Source organism: Ruegeria arenilitoris, assembly GCF_013030985.1.
GTDB classification, from domain to species: Bacteria; Pseudomonadota; Alphaproteobacteria; order Rhodobacterales; family Rhodobacteraceae; genus Ruegeria; species Ruegeria arenilitoris_B.
In genome coordinates this window covers 132,877-157,764 of the sequence record NZ_WPYP01000008.1, presented here as the reverse complement: position 1 = coordinate 157,764, position 24,888 = coordinate 132,877, and the positions used below count along the sequence as shown (strand labels likewise).

25 protein-coding genes are annotated in these 24,888 nt (G+C 60.4%); 7 read left to right on the top strand and 18 right to left on the bottom strand.

What is annotated here, in order from left to right:
- From GOX88_RS16505 to pdeM, 5 genes are all read left to right on the top strand, one after another.
- Positions 1-852 carry a tetratricopeptide repeat protein gene (locus GOX88_RS16505; RefSeq protein ID WP_170404151.1) on the top strand — a complete coding sequence of 284 codons (852 nt, stop codon included), beginning with the start codon at positions 1-3 and terminating at the stop codon, positions 850-852.
- 3 nt (positions 853-855) lie between these two features.
- Complete coding sequence (locus tag GOX88_RS16500) at positions 856-1,401, top strand: prepilin peptidase (protein ID WP_170404148.1); 546 nt, start codon at positions 856-858, stop codon at positions 1,399-1,401.
- A 117-nt stretch (positions 1,402-1,518) separates the two neighbouring features.
- Positions 1,519-2,826, top strand: coding sequence for an ATPase (locus GOX88_RS16495; protein WP_170404145.1), 1,308 nt, complete (start codon positions 1,519-1,521; stop codon positions 2,824-2,826).
- 40 nt (positions 2,827-2,866) lie between these two features.
- On the top strand, positions 2,867-5,278 hold the full coding sequence (locus tag GOX88_RS16490) for a ligase-associated DNA damage response DEXH box helicase (RefSeq protein WP_170404142.1): 2,412 nt from the start codon (positions 2,867-2,869) through the stop codon (positions 5,276-5,278).
- 41 nt (positions 5,279-5,319) lie between these two features.
- Positions 5,320-5,982 carry a ligase-associated DNA damage response endonuclease PdeM gene (gene pdeM / locus GOX88_RS16485; protein WP_170404139.1) on the top strand — a complete coding sequence of 221 codons (663 nt, stop codon included), beginning with the start codon at positions 5,320-5,322 and terminating at the stop codon, positions 5,980-5,982.
- A gap of 6 nt (positions 5,983-5,988) precedes the next feature.
- Here the strand turns inward: pdeM and GOX88_RS16480 are convergent, their stop codons facing one another.
- From GOX88_RS16480 to ybgC, 14 genes are all read right to left on the bottom strand, one after another.
- Positions 5,989-6,735 carry a LytTR family DNA-binding domain-containing protein gene (locus GOX88_RS16480; protein WP_170404136.1) on the bottom strand — a complete coding sequence of 249 codons (747 nt, stop codon included), beginning with the start codon at positions 6,733-6,735 and terminating at the stop codon, positions 5,989-5,991.
- Positions 6,736-6,940: 205 nt separating this feature from the next.
- Entirely contained in the window at positions 6,941-7,831 is an 891-nt protein-coding gene (gene folD / locus GOX88_RS16475) for a bifunctional methylenetetrahydrofolate dehydrogenase/methenyltetrahydrofolate cyclohydrolase FolD (protein ID WP_170404133.1), read from the bottom strand.
- 53 nt (positions 7,832-7,884) lie between these two features.
- Positions 7,885-8,190: a chorismate mutase gene (locus tag GOX88_RS16470; protein ID WP_170404129.1), complete on the bottom strand. Its 306-nt coding sequence runs from the start codon at positions 8,188-8,190 to the stop codon at positions 7,885-7,887.
- Positions 8,191-8,247: 57 nt separating this feature from the next.
- Entirely contained in the window at positions 8,248-9,924 is a 1,677-nt protein-coding gene (locus GOX88_RS16465) for a formate--tetrahydrofolate ligase (RefSeq protein ID WP_170404126.1), read from the bottom strand.
- 165 nt (positions 9,925-10,089) lie between these two features.
- Positions 10,090-10,665, bottom strand: coding sequence for an MOSC domain-containing protein (locus GOX88_RS16460; RefSeq protein ID WP_170404123.1), 576 nt, complete (start codon positions 10,663-10,665; stop codon positions 10,090-10,092).
- A gap of 101 nt (positions 10,666-10,766) precedes the next feature.
- Positions 10,767-12,683, bottom strand: a complete 1,917-nt coding sequence (gene ftsH, locus GOX88_RS16455) for an ATP-dependent zinc metalloprotease FtsH (protein WP_170404121.1) — start codon at positions 12,681-12,683, stop codon at positions 10,767-10,769.
- Positions 12,684-12,759: 76 nt separating this feature from the next.
- On the bottom strand, positions 12,760-14,013 hold the full coding sequence (tilS, locus tag GOX88_RS16450) for a tRNA lysidine(34) synthetase TilS (protein WP_170404118.1): 1,254 nt from the start codon (positions 14,011-14,013) through the stop codon (positions 12,760-12,762).
- Positions 14,010-14,834 carry a tol-pal system protein YbgF gene (ybgF, locus tag GOX88_RS16445; RefSeq protein WP_170404115.1) on the bottom strand — a complete coding sequence of 275 codons (825 nt, stop codon included), beginning with the start codon at positions 14,832-14,834 and terminating at the stop codon, positions 14,010-14,012. The genes tilS and ybgF overlap by 4 nt, the downstream gene beginning before the upstream one ends.
- A gap of 4 nt (positions 14,835-14,838) precedes the next feature.
- Positions 14,839-15,348 carry a peptidoglycan-associated lipoprotein Pal gene (gene pal / locus GOX88_RS16440; RefSeq protein ID WP_170404112.1) on the bottom strand — a complete coding sequence of 170 codons (510 nt, stop codon included), beginning with the start codon at positions 15,346-15,348 and terminating at the stop codon, positions 14,839-14,841.
- 88 nt (positions 15,349-15,436) lie between these two features.
- Positions 15,437-16,756, bottom strand: coding sequence for a Tol-Pal system beta propeller repeat protein TolB (tolB, locus tag GOX88_RS16435; RefSeq protein WP_170404109.1), 1,320 nt, complete (start codon positions 16,754-16,756; stop codon positions 15,437-15,439).
- Complete coding sequence (locus GOX88_RS16430) at positions 16,753-17,850, bottom strand: energy transducer TonB (protein ID WP_170404107.1); 1,098 nt, start codon at positions 17,848-17,850, stop codon at positions 16,753-16,755. Before GOX88_RS16430 ends, tolB begins: the two co-directional genes overlap by 4 nt.
- Before the next feature lie 9 nt (positions 17,851-17,859).
- Entirely contained in the window at positions 17,860-18,336 is a 477-nt protein-coding gene (tolR, locus tag GOX88_RS16425) for a protein TolR (RefSeq protein WP_170404104.1), read from the bottom strand.
- A 1-nt stretch (position 18,337) separates the two neighbouring features.
- Positions 18,338-19,033 (bottom strand): protein TolQ, encoded by a 696-nt coding sequence (tolQ, locus tag GOX88_RS16420; RefSeq protein WP_170326915.1) that lies wholly within the window; start codon positions 19,031-19,033, stop codon positions 18,338-18,340.
- A 107-nt stretch (positions 19,034-19,140) separates the two neighbouring features.
- Positions 19,141-19,566 (bottom strand): tol-pal system-associated acyl-CoA thioesterase, encoded by a 426-nt coding sequence (gene ybgC / locus GOX88_RS16415; protein WP_302478200.1) that lies wholly within the window; start codon positions 19,564-19,566, stop codon positions 19,141-19,143.
- A gap of 180 nt (positions 19,567-19,746) precedes the next feature.
- Between ybgC and GOX88_RS16410 the strand changes: the two genes are divergently transcribed.
- Positions 19,747-21,453, top strand: coding sequence for a SulP family inorganic anion transporter (locus tag GOX88_RS16410; protein WP_170404101.1), 1,707 nt, complete (start codon positions 19,747-19,749; stop codon positions 21,451-21,453).
- Between the two features lie 3 nt (positions 21,454-21,456).
- Here the strand turns inward: GOX88_RS16410 and GOX88_RS16405 are convergent, their stop codons facing one another.
- The 4 genes from GOX88_RS16405 to ruvC form a co-directional block, all read right to left on the bottom strand.
- Complete coding sequence (locus GOX88_RS16405) at positions 21,457-22,080, bottom strand: hypothetical protein (RefSeq protein ID WP_170404098.1); 624 nt, start codon at positions 22,078-22,080, stop codon at positions 21,457-21,459.
- 63 nt (positions 22,081-22,143) lie between these two features.
- On the bottom strand, positions 22,144-23,163 hold the full coding sequence (ruvB, locus tag GOX88_RS16400) for a Holliday junction branch migration DNA helicase RuvB (RefSeq protein ID WP_170404095.1): 1,020 nt from the start codon (positions 23,161-23,163) through the stop codon (positions 22,144-22,146).
- A 4-nt stretch (positions 23,164-23,167) separates the two neighbouring features.
- Positions 23,168-23,845 (bottom strand): Holliday junction branch migration protein RuvA, encoded by a 678-nt coding sequence (ruvA, locus tag GOX88_RS16395; protein ID WP_170404092.1) that lies wholly within the window; start codon positions 23,843-23,845, stop codon positions 23,168-23,170.
- Entirely contained in the window at positions 23,842-24,339 is a 498-nt protein-coding gene (ruvC, locus tag GOX88_RS16390; protein ID WP_170326920.1) for a crossover junction endodeoxyribonuclease RuvC, read from the bottom strand. Before ruvC ends, ruvA begins: the two co-directional genes overlap by 4 nt.
- Positions 24,340-24,673: 334 nt before the next feature.
- Here ruvC and GOX88_RS16385 point away from each other — a divergent pair, with 334 nt between their 5' ends.
- Entirely contained in the window at positions 24,674-24,886 is a 213-nt protein-coding gene (locus tag GOX88_RS16385) for a DUF1127 domain-containing protein (RefSeq protein WP_170404090.1), read from the top strand.
- Positions 24,887-24,888 lie beyond the last annotated feature (2 nt).

The following is a 24,888-nucleotide window of genomic DNA, read 5'->3' as shown; positions in this document are numbered from 1 at the left end:
ATGCGCCAACAATTCTTGATTGCGCCAATGGTCATGTGCGGGTTGATCTTGTCTGCCTGCGAAAGGGAAACCGAGGAAGAAAAAGTCGAGCGCACCTATCAGGAGGTCAACGTCATCGACGAGACCAACCTGAGCGATGTGCTTCTGACCGCCGCGGACCCGAATGAGGCAGTCACCTACTTCCGGGGCGCAGCAGCCAAAAACCCCGACAGGATCGACCTGCAGCGCGGATTGGCGATTTCTCTTTCCCGTGCAAAGCGCACGACCGAGGCCGCCGCCGCGTGGAAAAAAGTGACGACCATGAAGGGCGCCGCAAATGTCGACAAGGTCGAATATGCCGACGCCCTTGTGCGTGCCGGTAACTGGAGCCAGGCCAAAACCGTTCTGGATTCCGTGCCGCCCACATATGAAACCTTCAAACGCTATCGCCTCGAGGCGGTGGTGGCGGACTCCAAGCAGGATTGGAAACGCGCCGATCATTTCTATGAAACCGCAGTTGGCCTGACCACACGCCCCGGCGGGGTAATGAACAACTGGGGCTACTCCAAGCTGACACGCGGTCAGTATGCCGAAGCCGAACGCCTGTTCACCGAGGCGATCCAGCAGGACAAGAGCCTGTTCACCGCCAAGAACAATCTGGTTTTGGCCCGGGCCGCACAGGGCAACTACAGTTTGCCGGTTGTCCCGATGACTCAGGTTGAGCGCGCCATGCTGTTGAACACGATGGGGATTTCCGCAACCAAACAAGGGGATGTGGCCACCGCCAAGAACCTTTTCCGCGAAGCCATCGCCACGCATCCTCAGCATTATGACGAGGCCGTCCGCTCGCTGCGTGCGCTTGAGGATGCCTGATAGATGAACATTCCCGCGAATGCGGCGCTGTTATTTCTGCCCTTCGTTCTGCCGATCTGCCTGTACGTGACGTTCACGGACTTGCGCGCCATGAAGATCAAGAATCAGGCAGTCTACGCACTGTTTGCGGTGTTCGTTGTCGTTGGTCTGTTCGTTCTGCCACCTTGGTCGACCACGTGGTCAAGTGCGACCGTAGGCCCCTGGTCGATCTCGCTGCCCCCTTATATCTGGCATTTGCTGCATGTCGTACCGGCCCTGGCCATTGGTATCCTGTTCAACCTGATGCGCCAAATGGGGGCTGGGGACGCCAAGTTTCTGGCCGCAGCCTCACCCTTTATCTGGCCCGGCGACTATTTTCTGGTGGTTTTAATTCTGGCGACGATGAATGTGGCGGCTTTGGTAACTCACCGGCTGGCAAGCATCACAGGGCTGCGGAGTTTTGCACCGGATTGGAAAAGCTGGACCAGGGCAAGACACATACCGATGGGTCTTTCTCTGGGCGGCAGCCTCGCCCTCTACCTGATTCTCGGCACTGTTTACGGCTCGTAAACTATCATTAAGCCGCCTTGTCCGTGCCTTGGTGCTGACACAAAGCCGGGCCAGATTTTCCGCTAGCGGCCCTTTTCAGGGCCTTTGGCGCGAAAACTGGATAGACGGGCAACGCTCATGAATATGCAGACGACCTCGGTAATGGCCCCCCCTGCCCCCAAGGGTTTGGGCGAAATGAAACTGCCCATCGTCATGATGCGCGACATCCTGTTGAAAACGGTCTTCCGCAAGAATGTGGACACCGTTTCCGAGATCGCCGCTGCAGTTTGTCTGCCAGGTTCCGTCACGCAGGAACTGATCGACATGGCCCGCGAGCAAAAGCTGATCGAGGCCACCGGCACGCTGAACGCCAACAGCGGTAACGAGATGGGCTATCAGCTGACCGATGCCGGCAAAGCCCGTGCGCTGGACGCGCTGAGCCAGTCGGAATACTTCGGCGCCATGCCCGTGCCGCTGGATGTTTATCGCGAACAGGTCAAGCGCCAGTCGATCCGCAACATTCAAGTGACCCGCGACCAGTTGGTTGGTGCGATGGGCCATCTGGTTCTGCCCGACAGCCTGCTGGACCACCTGGGGCCCGCCGTCAGCGCCGGTCGGTCAATCCTGATGTACGGACCGCCGGGCAATGGTAAATCCTCGATCTCGAACGGCATCAAGGATGCGCTGGGGGACAATGTCTATGTGCCACGCGCCATCGAGTATTCCGGTCAGGTGATCACCGTCTACGACCCGATCGTACACACCGCAATCGAACAAGAGGCCGACGACCCCAACAGCCTGCGTCGCCGCAAACGGTTCGACTCGCGCTATGTGCAATGTGAACGCCCGACCGTTGTGACCGGCGGTGAACTGTCGCTGAGCATGCTGGACCTGGTCTACAACCCCACCGCCCGGACCTATCAGGCGCCGCTGCAGCTGAAATCGACCGGTGGCATCTTCATCGTGGACGACCTTGGCCGTCAGCAAGAACCGCCGCAGGCCCTGATCAACCGTTGGATTGTTCCGCTTGAAGAAAACAAGGATATCCTCGGCCTGCAATCGGGTGAAAAGTTCGAGGTGCCCTTCGACACGCTTGTCATCTTCTCGACCAACTTCCACCCCAACGAGATCTTCGACCAAGCGGCCCTGCGCCGGATCTTCTTCAAGATCAAGATCGACGGTCCGAACCAGGAAAACTTCCTGAAAATCTTCGCCATGGTGGCCCGCAAACGCGGTATGCCGCTGGATGAGGCTGCGCTGGTGCATCTGCTGAAGGTCAAATACCCGACCATCAACAATATCTACGCAAACTATCAACCGATCTTCCTGATCGACCAGATGATATCGATCTGCGAGTTCGAGGGCATCCCCTATCAGATGAGCCCCGATCTGATCGACCGCGCCTGGGCCAACATGTTCGTCAGGGAAGAAAAGATCGTTCACTGACCCCCTGCAATTCTGATCGCGGGCAGGTAATCATGCGACCATGACGCAGATTCCCGCCCGGATCACCGATTGGTTTGCCGCCAAAGGCTGGTCGATCCACCCCCATCAACAGGACATGTTCAACCGGGCCTCGGATCCGGCGACATTGCTGATCGCCCCCACCGGCGGCGGAAAGACTATGGCGGGGTTCCTGCCAACTCTGGCCGAGTTGTCCGATCGGGATCACGCGGGGCTGCATACGATCTATGTGTCCCCTCTAAAGGCGCTGGCCGCTGATATCCGCCGCAACCTGCGCGGCCCCGCGGATGAGATCGGCTTGCCGATCCGGATCGAGGACCGCACCGGAGATACCTCGGCCACACAGAAGAAACGCCAGCGGGCTGACCCGCCGCATATCCTGCTGACCACACCGGAAAGTCTTGCTCTGCTGACCTCGTATGAGGACGCGCCCCGGATGTTTGCGGGCGTGCAAAGGGTGATCGTCGACGAAATCCACGCCTTGGCCGAAAGCAAACGCGGCGATCAGCTGATGCTGGCTTTGGCACGGCTGCAGTCCCTCTGTCCCGATCTGCGCCGGGTCGGGCTGTCAGCTACGGTCGAAGACCCCGATACCATCGCACGCTTTCTGGCCCGGCACCCCGATCCCTGCCGGATCGTGCAGGCTGATCCCGGCCCCGATCCTGATATTCGGATGCTGGAGACACAGGAAATGCCCCCCTGGTCGGGCGGGGGCGCGGCCTATTCGATCCCGGCCGTGCTGGAACAGATCAAGCAACACAAAACCACACTGATCTTTCACAACACCCGAGCTCAGGCCGAGATCTTTTTTCATAACCTGTGGCTTGCCAACGAAGACGGCCTGCCCATTGGCATCCACCACGGCAGTCTGGACCGGCAACAGCGTGAAAGGGTCGAGGCCGCCATGGTCCGCGGCGACCTGCGCGCCATCGTCTGCACCGGTTCTCTGGATCTGGGCATCGACTGGGGGGATGTAGACCTCGTGATCCAGATCGGTGCCCCCAAGAACGTCAAACGACTGGTGCAGCGGATCGGGCGGGCGAACCACCGATACAACGCGCCTTCCAAGGCTCTGCTGGTGCCTGCAAACCGGTTTGAGGTGGTGGAATGCGTCGCCGCGCTCGAGGCTGCCAAGGCGCATGAGTTGGACGGAGAGCCGCGCGGCACGGGCCCGCGCGACGTGTTGTGTCAGCATATCCTGATCGCAGCGGCAGCCGGGCCGTTCGATGCAGAAACCCTGTTCACTGAAATGACCGCCGCTGGTCCTTATGCGGACCTCACCCGCGCCGAGTTTGACGCCTGTCTGGATTTCTGCGCCACCGGGGGCTACGCCCTACGGGCCTATGACCGCTGGCAACGGCTGCAACAGCGCGCCGATGGCCGCTGGCAATTGCGCGACCCCCGCGCAGCGCAGCGTATCCGCATGAACCTCGGCACCATTCAGGACACCGACACGCTGAAAGTGCGGTTGAAGCGCAATCGCGGGGGCAAACCCTTGGGCGAGGTGGAAGAAGCGTTCGCCGCCTCGCTAATCCAAGGTGACACGTTTCTGATCGGGGGGCAGATCGTTCGCTATGAAGGGCTGCGCGAAATGGTGGTCGAGGTCAGCCGCCGCGCAGACCGAAAACCAAAGGTCGCAGTCTTCTCGGGCACGAAATTCGCAACTTCAACACAGTTGAGCGACCGCATCCTGCGCATGTTCGCGCAACCCGACTGGCCGCAGCTGCCCGGGCACACGGCCGACTGGCTGGCCCTGCAACGGGATATCTCCCGCCTGCCCCAACGCGACCGTCTGTTGATCGAAAGCTTTCCCAATGACGGTCGCGAAAACCTGTGCGTCTATGGCTTTGCCGGGCGCAACGCGCAACAGACGCTGGGCCTGCTGCTGACCAAACGCATGGAGGAAACCGGGCTTGCCCCGCTGGGTTTTGTAGCCACTGACTATGCCACCCTGATCTGGGGGCTGGACGCAGTGACCGATCCGCGCCCCCTGTTTCAGCTGGATGCTCTGCGCGACGGGCTTGAGACCTGGCTGGCCTCCAACGCAGTGATGAAACGGACCTTTCGGGCTTCGGCCACGATTGCCGGTCTGATCGAGCGCAATACCGGCGGACAACGAAAAAGCGGGCGTCAGGCGACGTTTTCCTCGGACATCCTTTACGACACGTTGCTGAAATACGATCCCAATCATCTGCTGATGCAGATCACCCGCGAAGAGGCCATGCGCGGGCTGGTGGATTTTGGGCGGATCGAGGCGATGATAGACCGCATCGGTGACCGGATTGATCTGCTGCGGCTGGACCGCGTCTCACCGCTTGCAGCGCCGCTGTTTCTGGAGGTCGGTAAGGTTCCGGTAAAAGGCGCCGCCGAAGAACGCCTTTTGGCCGAAGAGAGCGCCCGTCTATTGCAGGCTGCAGGGCTGGAACCCGGCTGATACCGCTTGCGCCCCGGATCGAAACGCGCAAAGAACGGATCATGAACAGCATTACGTTTTCTTTTGCGGGGCAGGCCCTCAGCGCTCTGGGGTCCGGGGCGCTCTGGTGGCCCGAGCAGAAGCTGCTCTGTGTCTCTGACCTGCACTTTGGAAAATCCGAGCGCATCGCCCGGCGTGGAGGCCCCGCCTTGCCGCCTTATGACAGTCAAGACACGTTGACCCGTCTGACTGCTGACATTACCCGAACCAACCCAGGCACCGTGGTCTGTTTGGGCGACAGCTTTGACGATCTGGATGCCTCGATGGCCATGGGAATGGCTGAGAAACGGGATATCACTGCCCTACAAGCCGGGCGGAGGTGGATCTGGATCGAAGGCAACCACGACCCCGGCCCGATTGATCTGGGCGGGACACACTTGTCTGAATGCAATATCGGCCCACTGACCTTCCGACATATCACCCAGGCAGAGGCCAGGGCTGAAGTGTCCGGCCACTATCACCCGAAAGCCCGATTGCGGGCACGCGGGCGCGCGATCACCCGCCCGGCCTTTCTGGTAGACCAGACGCGGCTGATCCTGCCCGCCTATGGCACCTATACCGGCGGGCTGCGCAGTTCGGATCACGCGTTGAACGCATTGATGGGCGACCGGGCCATGGCCATCCTGACCGGCCACCAGCCGCAAATCATTCCGATGCCAAGGTGAGCTGGCTCAGATGAGGCCATCCTGTTCCAACATCGGTTTGTATTTTCGGCTGACCGAAACCAAGTCACCGTTCTTCAGCCGCAAAAAGGTCTTGCCACTCTGCCGTTCGACCCCGGCGATGGCCTCATCCACCACCCAATGCGAACGGTGCGTACAATGGCCCGGCACTGGCTCCATCTCGGCGATCGCATCGCTAAAGCGGGACCGGATGGTGAAGGTTCCCTCGGATGTCACAACATCAACAGCGTGATCCCGGACAGTCAGACGATAAATCTGACCTTGGAACGTTTCCGGCAGTCGCTTTGCCAGCCGCGGCCGCACGGGCTCAGCCTCTTCCGTCGGAAAGTCTGCCTGTCTGTGCCCCTGTACCAGCACCAGCCCAGTGACGAACAGCGCCCCGTACGGAGCTACCGACAGGAAACCGGGGGCCTGTTGCCCATTGAAGGTGATCAACAAGTAAGACAACACCCACAGGGCCGGAACGAATAGCGCCAGGTTGACCAGAACCAACGCGGTATCGCGCCAGGAAAAATGGACACCTGAAAAACAGGTCCGTGTCACTTGTCTGGCGAGCCGTGTCACACACAAAGCCAGCACCACGACCCCGACCCAAAACACCAGGCGTTGAGAATAGGTCAGGTCAATGGCTGAGAACGGTTGAAAAGCAGAGGCCAACAAAGGTGGAAAAACAAGGACGGCGATCACTTTGCGCAACGTGGCCCCGGCCAGAATTGGGCTCAGTATTTTGTTCATACCTACTCAACAATAAGCCTAGGGGCCCAGCACAAACCCCGGAGACTCGCAAACACACAACGTAACCGGCTGGATTCACTTGTTTATCATTGAACCCGACACATTCAAACCCCGAGATTTAAAACTTTACGCGAGGATATTGAAACAATTGAGCCGAGGGATGTATCCATCTCTCGGCCCAATAAAGCTTACCATGCTCTGAGGATCAGGCAGTCAGGCCCTCGGGCTCTGGCAGGCCGTTTACGCGGCAGCAGGCGGTCAGGGTGTTGGCCAGCAGGCAGGCAATGGTCATCGGACCAACGCCACCCGGAACCGGGGTGATTGCGCCTGCACGCTCGGCCGCGCTGGCGTAGTCGACGTCACCGACCAGTTTGTTCTTGCCGTCACGCTCGATACGGTTGATGCCCACGTCGATCACGGTGGCGCCTTCCTTGATCCAGTCGCCCGGAACCATCTCGGGGCGGCCAACAGCGGCGACAACGATGTCAGCGCGGCGCACAACGTCCGGCAGGTCTTTGGTGCGCGAATGCGCGATAGTCACGGTGCAGCTGTCACCCAGCAGCAGTTGCGCCATCGGCTTGCCCACGATGTTCGAGCGACCGATAACAACCGCGTCCATGCCCGACAGCGAGCCGTGATGGTCGCGAAGCATCATCAGGCAGCCCAGCGGGGTGCAGGGAACCATCGATTTCTGACCGGTGCCCAGCAGGCCCACGTTCGAGATGTGGAAGCCGTCCACGTCCTTGGCCGGGTCGATCGAGTTGATCACCAGATCCTCGTTCAGGTGCTTGGGGAGCGGAAGCTGTACCAGAATACCGTGAACCGCCGGGTCGTTGTTCAGCTTATCGACCAGCGCCAGCAGGTCTTCCTCAGAGGTGTCGACATCCAGCTTGTGCTCATACGAGTTCATGCCGACTTCGACGGTCATCTTGCCCTTGGAGCGCACATAGACCTGGCTGGCCGGGTCTTCGCCGACCAGAACCACGGCCAGGCCAGGGGTAATGCCGTTTTCTTCTTTCAGCTTTGCGACCTGATCGGCCACTTGCGCACGCACCTTGGCCGCAAAGGCCTTGCCGTCGATAACCTGGGCTACCATCCTTTGATCCCTTCTTTCAAAAAACGGATCGGGCGCATGAAGCGCCCGGTCATTCAGTCCGGGCCGAGAACACGTTCCTCACGTGCAATCGACCAGTCGATCAATATGCGCCACATTCTCTCGGCCAAATCCGGATCCATTCCCAACTCGGCAGAGCTTGCGCGCACACGTTGTACCACTTCTTCGACGCGATCCGGGATGCGGGCGGGCAAGCCCTCGCCCGGTTTCAGCTCGGACGCGCGGTCAATGTAACTTGCGCGCGTCACCAACATTTGGATCAGTTGGCGGTCCAGCTTATCGATCTGAGCCCGCAGGTCCTGCATCGTTGTGCAGTCTTGCGGAGGTGTCAGAGTGGGCATCGCGATCTCCTCATGGCCCGGGGATTCCCCGGACCACGAGATGTCCTATTCGGCGGCTTAGAACAAGCCCTCGATCTCACCTGCGTCATTGAGGCAGATGGTTTCCGCAGCCGGTTTGCGCGGCAGACCGGGCATGGTCATGATCTCACCGCAAACAACCACGATGAAGCCAGCACCTGCGGACAGGCGAACTTCACGTACCGGAACCGAGTGGCCGGTGGGCGCGCCGCGCAGCGTCGGGTCGGTCGAGAAGCTGTACTGGGTTTTCGCCATGCAGACCGGCAGGTTACCATAGCCGGCATCTTCCCACTCGCGCAGCTGATTGCGGATTTTGTTGTCGGCCAGCACCTCGTCAGCGCGGTAGATGCGCTTGGCGATGGTTTCGATCTTCTCGAACAGCGGCATGTCGTCCGGGTAGATTGGCGAGAAGTTGGCGCTGCCACCTTCGACGATTTCGACAACTTTTTCTGCCAGCGGGGCGGAGCCTTCCGAGCCCAGTTCCCAGTGACGCGACAGAACCGCCTCGACGCCGTGCTCACCACAATAGTCGCTGACCGCCTGCACTTCGGCGTCGGTGTCGGTGACGAAGTGGTTGATGGCGACAACAACCGGAACACCGAAGGACTTCACGTTCTCGATGTGGCGGCCCAGGTTGGCACAGCCCGACTGAACTGCTTCAACGTTTTCTGCACCCAGATCGGCCTTGGCAACGCCGCCGTTCATTTTCATCGCGCGCACGGTGGCAACCAGAACAACTGCCGACGGCGCGATGCCTGCTTTGCGGCACTTGATGTTCATGAACTTCTCGGCACCCAGGTCGGCACCGAAACCGGCTTCGGTCACGACATAGTCAGCGACTTTAAGAGCGGTCTTGGTCGCGATGACAGAGTTACAGCCGTGTGCGATGTTCGCGAAAGGGCCGCCGTGGACGAAGGCCGGGTTGTTTTCCAGCGTCTGCACCAGGTTAGGCTGCATTGCGTCTTTCAGCAGAACGGTCATTGCGCCTTCGGCCTTGATGTCGCGGCAGTAAACCGGAGTTTTGTCGCGGCGATACGCAACAATGATGTCGCCCAGACGCTTTTCCAGGTCTTTCAGGTCGTTTGCCAGACACAGGATCGCCATGACTTCGGACGCCACGGTGATGTCAAAGCCTGCTTCACGCGGGAAGCCGTTCGACACGCCACCCAGCGAGGCGGTGATGGTGCGCAGTGCGCGGTCGTTCATGTCGACCACACGGCGCCATGCAACACGGCGCACGTCGATTTCGCACTCGTTGCCCCAGTAGATGTGGTTGTCGATCATCGCCGACAGCAGCGAGTGGGCCGAGGTGATGGCGTGGAAGTCACCTGTGAAGTGCAGGTTCATTTCTTCCATCGGAACAACCTGTGCGTAACCGCCACCTGCAGCGCCGCCCTTCATGCCGAAGTTCGGGCCAAGCGAGGCTTCGCGGATACAGATCATCGCGTTCTTGCCGATGCGGTTCAGGCCGTCGCCCAGACCAACGGTGGTGGTGGTTTTACCTTCACCCGCTGGGGTCGGGTTGATCGCGGTGACCAGGATCAGCTTGCCGTCTTCACGGTCCTGAACCGAGTTGATGAAGTCCTGGCTGACTTTCGCTTTGTCGTGGCCATAGGGCAGCAGATCGGCGGAATCGATGCCGATCTTGGCACCGATTTCCTGGATCGGCTTCTTGTTCGCTTCGCGGGCGATTTCGATGTCGGATTTGTAGCTCATTGGGCAGGGTCCCTGATTGAATGCCGTGCAAAACCGACGCGATGCGTCGGCGCTGCGCAACCCATACCGTTGTGTACCGATCGGATGGTTGTGGATTCCGACATAATTGTGCTGCGAAACGGCGTAGCGTCATTTCATCAGTTTCAGATCGGAAACAATCTCCGTTTATGGTGCCCACGCCCTCTGATCCGGCACAAAAAGGGTCATCCGGTCGCCCAGTTTCAACTCACCCGGCCGTTCGACCCATGCTGTGACACCGCGCCGCCCCTGTGCGGCTGGTTTAAATGCGGCGCCATGCCCGGGAAGATCCGCTTCGATTTCACGACCGGGGATCACACAGGGGCGGTTTTCCATATCAACGGTGATGGTGATACCGCCCGCAACCTGCAGCCGTGAAGAGGGTGGGATGTGGGTAAAATCGGGAATACCCCGCAACACGATACTGGCACCCAGAAAGGACGGGTCCAGTTGACCCAGCGCCATCTCTTGCGCCGTCGCCTCGATCTCTTCTGCGGACAGCACCGACAGCTGCCGGACATTGCGGATTTCCGTGCCCTGGGGGTAGAGGTTCTTCATCCGCACGCAGGAGGCCCGGTTCACCCCTTCATGCCGCGCGCCGCGATCCCCGGCAAAGCCAAGGTCCAGCGCACTGACCGCGTTGGCCCTGATCGAACCGCCGACGGGAACATGGCCCAGCCAGACCACCTCGCCGCGATATTCAGTCTCGCGCATCACCGGCATTTTCGCCCCTTTCGCTGACGTTCCTTCGCCTGGCACTAGAGGGCAGCCGATCCGGATTGGAAAGAAAAAAAGACCCGGGACTTTGCCCGGGTCTGATGTCGTTATGCCGAAGGTTCCGGCTCCATCCCGCCATCAGGCGGAGACTTCTTGACCTTGGTCTTCGGAATCGCGGTCACGCTGGGGGCGTTGCCTTCATCCGGCTTGTCACCTTCGTCATCACCCTCGCTGGGCGATTCCCCGTTCATGACGCGCTTGATCTCGTCTCCGGTCAGGGTCTCATATTCCAGCAGGCCTTGGGCCAGACGCTCCCATTCTTCGTTCTTTTCGGTCAGGATCTGGTGGGCACGCTCGTATCCCTGCTGGATCAGGCGTTTCACCTCTTCCTCGATCAACTCTTTAGTATGAGCGGAGACCGAGAAACCGGCAGTGTTGCCCTGATATCCCTCGTGCGCCTCGGCATAGTCGATGTTGCCGACCTTGTCCGACATACCCCAGCGCATCACCATGGCCCGCGCCAACTGGCTGGCCTGCATGATGTCACCGGCCGGGCCGTTCGAGACGTGATCTTCACCGTATTTGATCACCTCGGCGGCTTTACCAGCCATGGTCATGGCCAGCTTCTGCTCACACTCGTCACGGTGATAGTTCAACTGATCCATCTCAGGCAGGCTGACAACCATGCCCAACGCGCCACCGCGCGGAATGATTGTTGCTTTGTAAACCGGATCGCAGAGCGGCAGCGTCATACCGACCACCGCATGGCCGGATTCGTGATAAGCCGTTTTTTCCTTCTGATCCTGGGTCAGCACCATCGAACGGCGCTCGGCCCCCATCATCACCTTGTCCTTGGCGTTCTCAAAGTCTTCCATGGTGACAAAACGACGACCCACACGCGCGGCCATCAGCGCGGCCTCGTTCACGAGGTTGGCCAGATCGGCGCCCGAGAAGCCTGGCGTACCACGCGCAATGATGCGCAAATCGACATCGGGGCCCAGAGGCGTCTTGCGCGCGTGCACACCCAAAATCTTCTCGCGGCCTTTGATGTCCGGGTTGCCGACGGTGACCTGACGGTCAAACCGGCCGGGACGCAGCAGCGCGGGGTCCAGGACATCCTTACGGTTGGTTGCGGCCAGAATGATCACGCCTTCATTGGCTTCGAACCCGTCCATCTCGACCAACAACTGATTGAGGGTCTGTTCGCGTTCGTCGTTCCCACCGCCGTAACCGGCGCCACGATGGCGACCCACGGCGTCGATCTCGTCGATAAAGACGATACAAGGCGCGTTCTTCTTGGCCTGTTCGAACATGTCGCGCACACGGGATGCACCCACACCCACGAACATCTCAACAAAATCCGAGCCCGAGATGGTGAAGAACGGCACGCCCGCCTCACCCGCAATCGCACGGGCCAGCAGCGTCTTACCGGTGCCCGGAGGACCCACCAGCAGCGCGCCTTTCGGGATTTTGCCGCCGAGACGCGAGAATTTCTGCGGATTGCGCAGGAACTCAACAATCTCTTCCAACTCTTCCTTGGCCTCGTCGATGCCTGCAACGTCGTCAAAGGTCACACGGCCATGCTTTTCAGTCAGCATCTTCGCCTTGGACTTGCCAAAGCCCATCGCGCCACCTTTGCCGCCACCCTGCATCCGATTCATGAAATAAATCCAGACACCGATCAGCAGCAGGAAGGGCAGCAACGTGATCAGGAAGGACTGGAATCCGGATTGCTGCTGTTTCACCGCCTGAACAGGGATATTTTCCCTGATCAGCAACTGGGTGACCTCGGCATCGCCGGGCTTGATGGTGACATAGTTTGCGCCGCTTTGGGTGGTATAGCGAATCTGCTCACCATCCAGCGTCACATTCTTGACTTCGCCGCCTTCAACAGCGGTGACAAAATCGGAATAGGTTTTTTCATTGCTCTGAAGTGTTCCGCCCTGACCGCTGAAGAAATTGAATAGTGCGAGGATCAGCAGAAACAGAACGACCCAGAAGGCGATGTTACGAGCGTTGCCCAAGGAAAATCTCCCAAAAGATTTCGGCAGGTGGGGGTCTGCCGTGTTGTCCTATAAAATAGAGATGATTCAAGCATGTTCAATGCGATAAAAGAGAAGAGTAAAACTCGGCTCTATGCGGGGCGAAATCAACCGACCAACCATTTGAATAATCGGCCAGAGGTGCTGCCAGCAGGTTTTGCCCGCTCCAAACCGCAGGCGAGGACAACAGCGCCTGACGCGGTTTGCCCAAGGCACGCCACTCGGGCACCTGCGGCAAACCGGCCTGTCCCAGTGCGCGGATCTCGGCGCCTGCGGCCCGCGGTCCGGTCAAAACCCAGCGGTCATCCCAGACTTCTTGCGGCGCGGCGGTTTCCGTCGCCACAGCGTTTAGCTCTCTGCAAAACCACATTTTATCCTTATGCGGGATCAGCAGACAGCCCGCTAGGGTCAGCGTCTGCCCTTCCCGAACAGCGGTAGCGGCCTGATCGACGGCCGTCCCGCGCGGCGGATAGCCCTGCCCCGCAATCCAGGCAATGATGCCGACGACCAGCCGCCTTTGGATTTCCATTGGAAGCAGTCCGAAACTGTTACGGTCAATATAGACATCCCCGCCATCGACTGTGGCGCACTTGCGTGCGGATTCCTGCGTATAGCGGGCCAGCGCCTCACGCGCTTGTGCAAGATTTTCAGCAACCCGGGCCAAAGATTGTGCAGAAATCCCAAGCGCCCCAAGCCCCGTCAGCGCCTCACGCGCCTTGATCCGGTCGAATTTCTGGTCGTGATTCGAAGGGTCTTCGATCCAGCCCTCACCAAGCCCTGACAAGTAGTCTCGCAAGTCTTGCCGGGTGATCCCCAGCATCGGACGCAGCAGCGTGACCCCGTTTTGATCCCGCGCGTCAGGCATACCCGAAAGGCCACTGACACCTGCCGCCCGGCCCAACCGCATCAGCACCGTTTCGGCCTGATCATCCGCAGTATGGCCCAGAGCGATCGCCGGGATGTCATTGCGCCGCGCCCAGTCGGTCAACAACCGGTATCGCGCCTGCCGCGCCTGATCCTGCAGGTTTCCCGCGCCATCCCAACCCTGCCACAACAGCGTTTCATGGGCGATACCCAGACGTGTGGCCAGTTCGGCCACCTGATCGGCCTCGGCGGCCGCTTCGGGGCGCAATCCGTGATTTACCGTGGCGGCAAACAGCCGGGTCTGTTCGGTCTGCGTGATGTCATGCAGCAAGTGCAGCAGAGCGACCGAATCTCCTCCGCCCGAGACGGCGACACCCAGACGCGGCGGCAACCGGTCAGGCAGCCGCGCGCGGAGTTCGGATCGAAGCGTATCGGCCTGGTCGGTCAAGAACAGCCCAGCGACGCCATTTCCTGCGTGGCGGCGGAAACTGTGGCCGAGGCCGGAAAGCGCACCCCAACCTCGGACAGGGTAATGCAGGCCTGATCGGTCTGACCCAAGCGCCCCAATGCAGCACCCAGTTCAAAAAGGGCCTCGGGCGCGAATGCGCCTTCGGAATCACCGGTAAAGCTGGCAAGAAACGCCCGCGCAGCTTCGCGCGTGTCGCCCAGACCCTCCAGTGCTTGCCCGCGCTTCAGATTGGCTTCGGGGGCAAGAGGGCTGCCGGGATACGATGTGTCGAACTGCGCAAACTGATCGGCTGCGGCCTGAAAGTTACCCTCGGCCAAGGCCTGAGCAGCGGCGTCGAAGTCCGCTTGCTCGCCGACAGCCAACTCTCCCTGTGCGGTGACAGCAGGTGCGACCGGGGCAACAGGCGCCGCTGCGGTAATTTGGGTATCTCCACCAAGGGTCGAAGTCTCACCCAGCGTGCTCAGATCGCCGCCCTCAAGTTCAACCAGGCGGAATTCCAGGTCACCAATCCGATTGGTGCCATCAGTCACAATATTCTGCACCCGCTGGTTCAACTGTTCGGTCTGGCGTGTCAGACGTTGCAGCTCGGCCTCAATGGCGTCTACCCGTTCCAAAACGGAACTGCCGGACAGGTTCGGAGCCGGAGAACCGGTGGTCGAAAACTCACGCTTAAGGCGCTGAACTTCCACATGCAGCACCGTCAGCTCCTGCCGGATATCCGCCAAGGTTTGCTGATCCTGTGCTTGTGCCACACCAGCGGTCGCAACAACTGCGGCCAAAACCCATCCTGCAACTTTCATCGTCTTACCCCAAGGTTGAACCGGTCAGCACCGTCACCGCGCGGCGGTTTTTGGAATAGCAATCCTCGGTGCTGCAAATCTCGATCGGGCGTTCCTTGCCATAGCTGACGGTGGTCAGACGGTTACCCGCCACCCCGCGCGAAATCAGAAACTCACGCGCCGCGTTGGCCCGGCGTGCGCCCAGGGCCAGGTTGTATTCGCGTGTGCCCTGCTCATCCGCATGACCTTCGATGGTCGCCACATAGTCCGGATTCGCCATCAACCAGTCGGCCTGTCCCTGAAGGACTTGCTGCGCCTGCGGTGTCAGAGTCGATTGGTCCACCGAGAACAACACCCGGTCGCCGATGGTTTGCTGGAAATAGGCCGGCGAGCGCGGATCACTGGGTGAACCCGGTGCTATTGCGCCATTCGCGCCACTGCCAAACCCACCGCCCAATGCGGACGGGTCGTTGTTTGTACATGCGGCCATCACGCTCAGCGTGCCCAAGGCCAGAATTTTGCCCAATACGTTCATTTCAAGTGCCTCGTTGTTTTATCGGTTTATTGCCGTCTCTGTAGCATAGTGCAGGTTTTTTGTGAACTTTTCCAAGCCCCTGCCCCGATCAATTCTGCAATGGCCCCCATGACGGATCGCTGCCGCCATCCGGGGTGCGCACCGGGCGCAGGTTCCGGCCCGAGATATCCACCGAATACAAGCTGGCCCGGCCGCTGGCCCCCTGCGTTTCGCGCGTGAACATGATGACCCGGCCATTGGGCGACCATGTGGGACCTTCATCAAGGAAAGACGAGGTCAGCAGACGCTCTTCACTGCCATCAGTGCGCATGACACCGATATGGAACCGGCCCTTGTTCTGCTTGGTGAATGCAATCAGGTCGCCACGCGGAGACCAGACCGGCGTGCCATAGCGGCCTTGCCCGAAACTGATCCGGGTCGCCTCGCCACCGTTTGCGGGCATGATATACAGCTGCGGCGTACCGGACCGGTCGCTTTCAAACACGATCTGAGAGCCGTCCGGCGAATAGCTGGGGGCGGTTTCGATCGCGGGTGTGTTGGTCAGGCGCAGGCTTTGCCCCGATGCGATATCCATCTTCCACAGATCGGTATTGCCGCCCTGAATCAACGAATAGACGATCGAGCGCCCGTCCGGAGAAAAGCGGGGCGAGAAGCTCATCGTGCCGTCCTGTGTTTTCAACTCGGTCCGGCGGACACGGTCCACGTCCAGAACATAAATACGCGGCTGGCCGGTTTCATAGCTGGTATAGAGCAACCGGTCCCCGGTCGGCGAAAAGCGCGGGGCAAGAACGATGGCAGCGCTGTCGGTCAGGTACTGCACATTCGCACCGTCGTAATCCATGATCGCCAACCGTTTCAGGCGCTGATCCTTGGGGCCGCTTTCTGACACAAACGCGACGCGGCTGTCGAAATAGCTGCCCTCACCGGTGATCCGGCTATAGACCTGATCGGCGACCTTATGCGCCATGCGCCGCCAGCCATCGGTGGTGCCTGCAAATTGCAGACCATTGCCCAGCTCCTGACCCGAAAACACATCCCAAACCCGGAACCGCACCGTAAGACGGTTGCCCGAGACATTCACGGCGCCGGTCACCAGCGCCTCGGCATTGATGGCTTTCCAGTCGGCAAACTGAACCGGGGCCTCGAAACTGCTGACCCGGCTGATGAAAGCCTCGGGCGAGATTTCGCGGAACAGCCCGGTGCCGGTCAGATCAGCCGCAACAACCCGAGAGATGTCGTTGGCATATTGCGTCGCCGCAGGTCCGTCGGGCACGAAATTTGGTACTGCAAAGGGCAAGGGTTCGATGATCCCCTGATCCAGTTCCAGACGCAGCGGTCCGCTCTGGGCATGTACCGGTGCCGCCAAAATCGTCAGGCCAAGCAACAGGCTGGTCAGAATTCTCATCATTTGATCCGCATCCTCTCGGGATTGAATGTAATCTCAATATCCCGCCATTGCTCATATTTGTCAGCAGGCAGGGTGTATCCTTTGGCGCCACAGCGCAAAATTGCTCGTCTGGCGGCTTCATAAGCTTGTTTCGCGGCACCGTCGGACCCGCCAGAGCTGTCGATCATGCGCAGGCTGCCCCCAACGATCTTCCCGTCCGGGGTCAGCGAAAAGCCAACAACCACAACGGTTTGCAACGCGTCCGTGGACAAGGACCCCACGTTCCAGCACTTGGACACGGCAAGGCGCATGGCGTCTTTCTCTCCGCTGGTCAGCGGCGGACCCGAGGGCTCGCTGCCCTGTCCCAATGCCTCGGCCAGCGCGTCGTTGATGGCGGTGTCGCTCTGCTCAGGTTCGGGCGGGGTCGGGTCCTGTTCTTCCGCCACTTCGGGCTGCGCTGGGGGTGCGGGCCGGTTCGGCCGCACCCGAGGCCGCGGAGAGGTGCGCGGGGCATTGTCCTTGGTCTCTTCGGCCTCGGTCACGATCTCATCGGTCGCCTCTTCCGGAGCGGTCTGATCCTGCTGCTCTTCCTGGGTTTCGGCACCTTCATCCAACGACACGGCGGGCGTCTCCACCTCATCCGGCTGCGCTTCGGGCGGCGGCGGAGCGATGGGTTCCGGCGCCACTTTGTCGGCGGGGCGCGGCTGCGCCTCGGGGCCCGGAGGCACGGGCAGCACTTCGGTCACGGGCTCAGGCTGTTCCAGCGTCGGGGGTTCCTCGACGATTTCGGGTTCGGGCGGCGCCTCCACCGGATCGGGTATTGGGTCGGGCTCCGGTTCCGGGGGTGCCACGACCTCGGGAGGGGTCAGTTCCTCTTCCACCGGCGCGGGCGGGACCACCTCTTCCTCGGGCGTTTCGGGTTGTTGCAAGGCGGTGGGGGTCGACACCTCGGGGGCGTCGCGCTGTGCGGTCATCGCGGCGAATTGTTCACCCGTGACCACCGACACCTCCTGCACAGCCATTGGCAGGGGTTCGGACCGGAACGTACCGCCGAAGAAGGCCCATCCAATCAAAACGACGTGGGCAATTGCCGAGATCTTGGTGCCGGTATCCACCGTGCGGCCTCACTCTCCACCTTCTTCCAGCGTCGGACCGCCGGTGTCTGTCACCAGGCCCACATTGGAAAAACCACCTGCGTTCAGCGCGCCCATGATCTGCATCACCTGTGCGTAGGGGATTGCCCCATCTGCCCGCAGGAACACGCGGTCACTGCTGCGTTCTGACGCAATTGCGCGCAGCTTGCCAATCAATTCTTCACGCACAACATCCGTGGTCTGAATCTGCACCCGGCCATCCGCGGTCAGCGTTACGGTCAGGGGTTCTTCGTTGTCGCCGGGCAAGGCGCTGGCCGCCGTTTTCGGCAGATCGACCGGCACACCGACGGTCAGCAATGGAGCCGCCACCATGAAGATGATCAGCAGCACCAGCATCACGTCCACAAAGGGCGTCACGTTGATCTCGGCCATCGGCTGCGCGCGGCCGCGACGCCGTCCGCGTCTGCGCCCATTCGCGCCGCCGTTTTGCTGAACCGCCGCGCCCATGTCAGCTGTCCAACTGGCGCGACAGGATGGTGGCGAACTCGTCAGCAAACGCCTCGTAGCCGTTTACGATCCGGTCACTATCCGCGCTGAGCTTGTTATAGAAAATCACCGCCGGGATCGCCGCCAGCAAGCCCAGGCCGGTGGCCAGCAGCGCCTCGGCAATGCCGGGGGCCACCACGGCGAGGTTGGTATTCTGTTGCTCGGCAATCTCGATAAAGGCGTTCATGATGCCCCAAACGGTGCCGAACAGGCCGATAAACGGTGCCGTCGAACCAACCGTCGCCAGAATGGGCAGGCCCTTTTGCAGCGTCTCGGCCTCTTTCGCGATGGCCACATCCATCGAACGGTCAATCCGCGCCGTAGCCCCTGCGATCAGCCCGCCATCGGTGCGATGCGACCGTCGCCATTCGATCATCCCGGCCGCGAAGATCTTTTCCGAACTGCCATCAGGCTGCGTGCCAATCTGTTCGAACAACTCATCCAGAGGGTTTCCGGACCAGAAGCTTTCATCAAACCCCTGCGCCTCACGCCGCGCCGCTCGGTAGTTGATCAGTTTCTGAATGATGATCGCCCAGGACCAGATCGATGCGCCAACCAGCATCAGCATCACCAGTTTGACGATAAATGTCGCGCGGGCATACAGCCCCCACATGGAGAAATCGATCTCCTGCGCCAGCGCCAGCGTTTCAGCTTCCATGAACCTGCTCTTTTTTGCCTGTTGGCCGTTGGTTTGGCCTTGTTTTGTCAAACGCTAACCCAGATGGTCCTGAAAAGCCAACAGAACCACCCCAGTGCCGCAATTTGTTACAACAATGCGCGAATCTCTGCCGGAAGCCGCACCGGCTTGCCCTGCGCGTTCATGCAAACTGCGGTGACCGTGGCGCGAAAAATCTCGGTCTCGCCTCGCTTTATCAACTGCCCCATGGTCAGCCGCACGCCCGAGCGGGACAGGAATTGGGTTTCGATGGTCAGTTCATCGTCGAACTTGGCGGTAGCCAGATAATCCGCCTCGATCCGCCGAATGACCCAGACGACCCCATCGTCGCGCATCGCGTTCTGGTCGTTGCCCAGACGGCGCACATAGTCCGACCGGGCACGTTCGATATATTTCAGGTAATTCGCGTGATAGACCACACCGCCCATGTCGGTGTCTTCATAGTAAACCCGGACCCGGTAGATATGCTTGTCTTGCGCTGTCGTGCTTTCGGCCATGGCTACAAATCCGGTCATTCAATCAGCAATAATCGTCGGGCTCGGAGGCGAACCACACCCTCAACAGATGCACCCGCGTCAGCGGCCGTGCAATCCCTGCGAGACTACAAATTTCAGTTTACACGGCCCTCGGTATCGAAATCCCGTCCTTTGCCCACTAACCTGCCAAATTGAGATGTGAACGTAACAGGTGTTTGAATGGCAGGACCCCACGGAAAAGAGGGCAGAATTCCGCTTCCCATCCTGCAGGGCATCCTGCCGATCCACCGCTCGGCGCTGCCGGCCGAGGTTCTGGCCGGGCTGACCTTCGCCTGCCTCGCGATCCCCGAGGTCATGGGTTACACCAAGATCGCCGGCACCCCGGTGGTCACGGGGCTGTACACGATCCTGATCCCGATGGCGCTGTTTGCCCTGTTCGGGTCGTCGCGCCACCTGGTGGTGGGGGCGGATTCAGCCACTGCGGCGATCACGGCATCGGCGTTGGCGGGCATGGCGGTGTCTGGATCCTCCGAGTATCTGGCGCTGGCTTCGCTGTTGGCACTGATGGCGGCCGTGCTGTTGATCTCCGCGCGCCTTATTGGCCTGGGATTTCTGGCGGACTTCCTGTCGCGCACGGTATTGGTCGGGTTCCTGACCGGTGTAGGCATACAGGTGGCTACCGGCGAAATTCCCGGGATGCTGGGGATCAAAGGTGCGGGCCACGACACCCTCGCCAAGCTCAGGGATGTCGCACAGCACTATGACCAGACTCATTGGCCTACGGTTGCGGTGTCCATAGCGGTGCTGGCAGTTGTCATCGGGTGCAAACGGTTGTCGCCCAAACTACCCGGCCCTCTGTTCGCCATATTATGCGTCATTCTATGCAGCTGGGCCTTTCAGTTCAGCACGTCCGGCATTGGTGTTCTGGGCACGGTCCCCGGAGGCCTTCCCGCCCTGTCGATCCCGGACGTGGATTGGAGCTGGTCGCTGTTCAAGCAATTGCTGCCCACGGCGCTGTCCATCTTTGTGGTGATCCTGGCGCAAAGCGCGGCGACCTCGCGCGCCTACGCTGCCCGATATGACGACAAGTTCAGTGAAAACACCGATCTTGTCGGGCTGGGGCTGGCCAATCTGGGCGCAGCCTTTACCGGGACCTTCGTGGTCAATGGCAGCCCCACCAAGACCGAGATGGTGGCCAGCGCCGGAGGCCGCAGCCAGATCGCGCAACTCACGACGGTTGCGATTGTCCTTGTGGTGATCTTGTTTCTGACCGGCCCGCTCGCGTTCCTGCCCAATGCAGCCCTGTCAGCTGTGGTATTCCTGATTGGCGTCAAGCTGATCGACCTCAAGGGCCTCGCCGCCATATACCGGCAGGCCCGGTCCGAGTTCTGGATCGCGCTTGCGACTGCTGCCGTTGTGGTTTTCGTTGGCGTCGAGCAAGGGATTATCTTTGCGATGGTCCTTTCACTGATCGACCACACGCGCCACGGCTACCGCCCCAAGAATGCAGTGATCGTCCAAAGCGACGATGGTGGCTGGCGGTCCAAACCCATCACCGCACCAAACCAGTTTGAACCCGGTCTTGTGATCTATCGCTTTTCGCACAGCCTTTACTACGCCAACACTCAGCGCCTGTCGGACGAGGTGGCGGCGATCGTGGGTCAATCCAACCCGCCACTGCGCTGGTTCTGCATCGAAGCCTCTGCCGTGGATGATATCGACTTTACCGCAGGCTATACCCTGCGCGGCGTCCACGATCAGCTGAAGTCCAGAAACATCAAACTGGTCTTTCTGCTGGTCGAGCCCAATGTCCGCAAAGAACTCGACCGCTACGGGATCACCGATCTTGTCGGAACGGACGCCTATTTCGAGACAGGGAACGCCCTGATCGAGGCGTTTCATCCGACGAACAAACCACCTGCCTGAGGCCTATTGCAGCGGTTTCATCCGTGCGAACAACCGCAAGGCATGGGATCCGTCCTGCACCGCCCCGGGCAGAACCGGGTCATAGGCAGCCCGGATCAACTCGGCGATGTCCGGCCGCAGGACGGTTGTGCCCCCGGCCACCGCCAGAGGCGACTGAGACCGAAACGCAGTATCCGACCACAGCAAAATCGTCTGCACCACCTGGCTCAGCGCCAAAGTCTCGGCCGGTACCTTCGACAATTCCTTGTCCATTCTCAGGAAAACAAAAGCTGCGCGGATTGCGCCGTCTTCCTCGAAACGAAAGATGCGATATTGGTTGGCATCCGCCGCGACCAAGCGATCTACCAGAGGCGCCAGATCGGGGATCAGCCGGTCCAGATCGGGGACCTCTAGCAATTCCTGCCAGTCACGAAAGAAAAAGACCATGCAATTGGCGCCAAGTTCCGGGTCGGTTTCGGCCATCTTGTGCCCGGCCAGCGCCACCACGGCCTCGAACGCGCCCTTGACAGTGGCCAGAGTATCATCCTCAACGCCAAAAACGATCGGAACAATGGGGCGCCCCCAGCGAGCGAACAGAAACTCACCACTTTCGCGGGTGAACAAAGCCTGGATGTCTTCGGGGGTCACGCCCAATCCTTCATCTTATCGATAGTACTCTCGTCGAAGGCATAAAATCTCTGGCGTCCGGCTTCAACCAAACAGATCGCTTTGCCCCCTCGGGGCGGCCATACCCAGATGTGTCCACGCCTTTTGCGCCAGCATCCGGCCGCGCGGCGTGCGCTGGATCAGACCCTGCTGCAACAGATAGGGCTCGATCACCTCTTCCAGCGAGTCCCGGCTTTCCGACAGGGCCGCGGACAAGGTCTCAATCCCCACCGGTCCACCCGCATAATTCTCGGCGATCAGTTTCAGATACCGCCGATCCGCGCCATCCAAACCCAGATTGTCGACCCCCAGCCGGGTCAAAGCGCCATCAGCCAGATCGCGGGTGATGCGCCCATCACCTTCGACGATGGCGAAATCCACCACCCGCCGCAGCAACCGCCCGGCGATCCTCGGTGTCCCGCGCGAGCGGCGCGCAATCTCGCGCGCGCCCTCATCATCCGCAGGTGCCCCCAGTTTTCGGGCGTTGCGGGTGACGATCTCGTGCAACTCATCGACCGTGTAGAATTGCAGCCGCGTCGGAATACCGAACCGATCACGCAATGGCGTGGTCAACAGGCCCATCCGCGTAGTGGCACCGACCAGCGTAAAGGGCTGCAGTTCGATCCGAACCGTACGTGCCGCGGGGCCTTCACCGATCACCAGATCCAGCTCAAAGTCCTCCATCGCCGGGTACAATACCTCTTCGACCGCCGGGTTCAGACGGTGAATCTCGTCGATGAACAGCACATCCCGCGATTCCAGATTGGTCAAAATCGCCGCCAGATCACCCGCCTTGGCCAGAACGGGGCCCGAGGTCATGCGGAAATTCACCCCCAGTTCGCGCGCCATGATCTGCGCCAGCGTGGTCTTCCCCAATCCCGGAGGGCCATGGAACAGCGTGTGGTCCATCGCCTCGCCCCGCTGACGGGCGGATTGGATGAACACGCGCAGGTTGGCGCGCGCCTCGGCCTGACCAATGAATTCGTCCAACCCTTGCGGACGCAGGGCGCGGTCATTGTCCTCGGGCAGAGGGTCCGGGCGCAGGGTGGGATCGGCATCTACCATTCAATCACCCTTTCGGTGCAAGTAATTTCAGTGCCGCGCGGATCAAGTCGGCCTCACCGGCATCCGGCAGGCTGGCCGCGGCTTCGGCCACGGCGGACGCGGCATCGGAAGGCCCATAGCCCAGATTGGACAGGGCCGACAATGCACCCGCCGAGGCTGCAGCCGACCCCGAGGCCGGTTTCGCTGCCCGTTTCGGGGCCGGTGCGGTTTCAACCGACTCGACGACCTCCAAGGCGGGTCCGTCCATCGCCTCGGTCACGGTTCCGCCCATTGCCATCACGCCGGGCGCCTTGTCCTTGAGATCCAGCACGATCCGTTGCGCCGTTTTCGGCCCCACGCCCTTAGCCGCCTTGACCGCACCCCAGTCGCCCAAGGCAATCGCCCGGCTGACCCCGTCCGGACCCAGCGCCGAAAGAATGGCAAGCGAGACCTTGGCCCCAACCCCCTGAACCGAGCACAACAGGCGATGCCATTCCTTCTCGACCAGCGACAGGAAACCATAGAGCTGCATCAGGTCCTCGCGCACCACCATGTCGGTGTAGATCGAGACCGCCTCACCCACCCCCGGCAAAGCCGCCATGGTCCGGTCCGAGCAATAGACGATGTAGCCAACCCCGCGCACGTCGATCAGCACGTGGTCCGCCGCACGATAATCCAGCCGCCCTGTCAGTTTTCCAATCATGCCCGCACCTCTTTCATCCGCGCCTGTGGCGCTGCGCCGTAATACGAGTGGCAAATGGCAATCGCCAGCGCATCTGCCGCGTCCGCCCCTTTGGGCTGACAGCCCGGCAATTGCAGTTTGACCATGTGCAGAACCTGCTCTTTCTCGGCGTGACCGACACCCACGACCGTCTTCTTGACCCGGTTGGGCGCGTATTCTCCCACCGGCAACCCGGCCTGCGCCAGTGTCAGCAGCGCCACGCCGCGGGCCTGGCCCAGCTTCAGCGTACCAGCGCCATCCTTGTTGACAAAGGTCTGTTCGATTGCGGCCTGATCGGGCTGATGTTCGGCAATAACCTCGACGATCTGGTTGTGCAGCGACAGTAACCGTTCCCCCAGATCGTCCCCGTCGGATTTGCACAACCCGTTTGCAACGTGGCTCAGGCGGCTGCCATGTGATTCGATGACGCCCCATCCCAGGGTCCTGAGCCCCGGATCAATGCCCAGAATTCGCATAATTCGCCTCAGCCTGCTCGGGTTTTTGTGAACTTTCTTTCGGATTAGCACGAAGCGTGAACATTTTCCAAGCGAATTGACCCTGCGCCTGAAAACGACACGCCTGTCCCGGGGGCGACAAAACGGCCTGTTTGCGACTGCGAAAAGTCTAAAATCGACACGTTTTCCGAACGCTTAATGGCCTATAAATTAAGGGTTTTTAATGATCTCACACCCTTGCAAAAAACGCATAGGACACATGCAATTTCCGCACTTGTACGGCCAGATCGACAGGACTAGATGCCGCTCAGATCGGATGATCAAAAATTAAACTCTAACCAGAAGGAAACAGGATATGGCTGCACTGGACACCACCCGCACCACCACTGGCTCGTTCGGCCTCGTCGGCCGTATCGGCGAAACTTTCGCATCGGTCGTGAACGCCGTTGTTGAATGGAACGACGCCCGCGTGACACGCAACGTGCTGAACGGTCTGACGGATCGCGAACTGGAAGATATCGGTTTGTGCCGCGGTGACATTGACCTCGTGACAGAAGGTCGTCGCTGAGA

Coding starts and splice junctions, on each gene's coding strand:
- GOX88_RS16505 (WP_170404151.1), top strand. CDS start 1: ATGCGCCAACAATTCTTGATTGCGCCAATGGTCATGTGCGGGTTGATC.
- GOX88_RS16500 (WP_170404148.1), top strand. CDS start 856: ATGAACATTCCCGCGAATGCGGCGCTGTTATTTCTGCCCTTCGTTCTG.
- GOX88_RS16495 (WP_170404145.1), top strand. CDS start 1,519: ATGAATATGCAGACGACCTCGGTAATGGCCCCCCCTGCCCCCAAGGGT.
- GOX88_RS16490 (WP_170404142.1), top strand. CDS start 2,867: ATGACGCAGATTCCCGCCCGGATCACCGATTGGTTTGCCGCCAAAGGC.
- pdeM (WP_170404139.1), top strand. CDS start 5,320: ATGAACAGCATTACGTTTTCTTTTGCGGGGCAGGCCCTCAGCGCTCTG.
- GOX88_RS16480 (WP_170404136.1), bottom strand. CDS start 6,735: ATGAACAAAATACTGAGCCCAATTCTGGCCGGGGCCACGTTGCGCAAA.
- folD (WP_170404133.1), bottom strand. CDS start 7,831: ATGGTAGCCCAGGTTATCGACGGCAAGGCCTTTGCGGCCAAGGTGCGT.
- GOX88_RS16470 (WP_170404129.1), bottom strand. CDS start 8,190: ATGCCCACTCTGACACCTCCGCAAGACTGCACAACGATGCAGGACCTG.
- GOX88_RS16465 (WP_170404126.1), bottom strand. CDS start 9,924: ATGAGCTACAAATCCGACATCGAAATCGCCCGCGAAGCGAACAAGAAG.
- GOX88_RS16460 (WP_170404123.1), bottom strand. CDS start 10,665: ATGCCGGTGATGCGCGAGACTGAATATCGCGGCGAGGTGGTCTGGCTG.
- ybgF (WP_170404115.1), bottom strand. CDS start 14,834: ATGAAAGTTGCAGGATGGGTTTTGGCCGCAGTTGTTGCGACCGCTGGT.
- pal (WP_170404112.1), bottom strand. CDS start 15,348: ATGAACGTATTGGGCAAAATTCTGGCCTTGGGCACGCTGAGCGTGATG.
- tolB (WP_170404109.1), bottom strand. CDS start 16,756: ATGATGAGAATTCTGACCAGCCTGTTGCTTGGCCTGACGATTTTGGCG.
- tolR (WP_170404104.1), bottom strand. CDS start 18,336: ATGGGCGCGGCGGTTCAGCAAAACGGCGGCGCGAATGGGCGCAGACGC.
- tolQ (WP_170326915.1), bottom strand. CDS start 19,033: ATGGAAGCTGAAACGCTGGCGCTGGCGCAGGAGATCGATTTCTCCATG.
- ybgC (WP_302478200.1), bottom strand. CDS start 19,566: ATGACCGGATTTGTAGCCATGGCCGAAAGCACGACAGCGCAAGACAAG.
- GOX88_RS16410 (WP_170404101.1), top strand. CDS start 19,747: ATGGCAGGACCCCACGGAAAAGAGGGCAGAATTCCGCTTCCCATCCTG.
- ruvB (WP_170404095.1), bottom strand. CDS start 23,163: ATGGTAGATGCCGATCCCACCCTGCGCCCGGACCCTCTGCCCGAGGAC.
- ruvA (WP_170404092.1), bottom strand. CDS start 23,845: ATGATTGGAAAACTGACAGGGCGGCTGGATTATCGTGCGGCGGACCAC.
- ruvC (WP_170326920.1), bottom strand. CDS start 24,339: ATGCGAATTCTGGGCATTGATCCGGGGCTCAGGACCCTGGGATGGGGC.
- GOX88_RS16385 (WP_170404090.1), top strand. CDS start 24,674: ATGGCTGCACTGGACACCACCCGCACCACCACTGGCTCGTTCGGCCTC.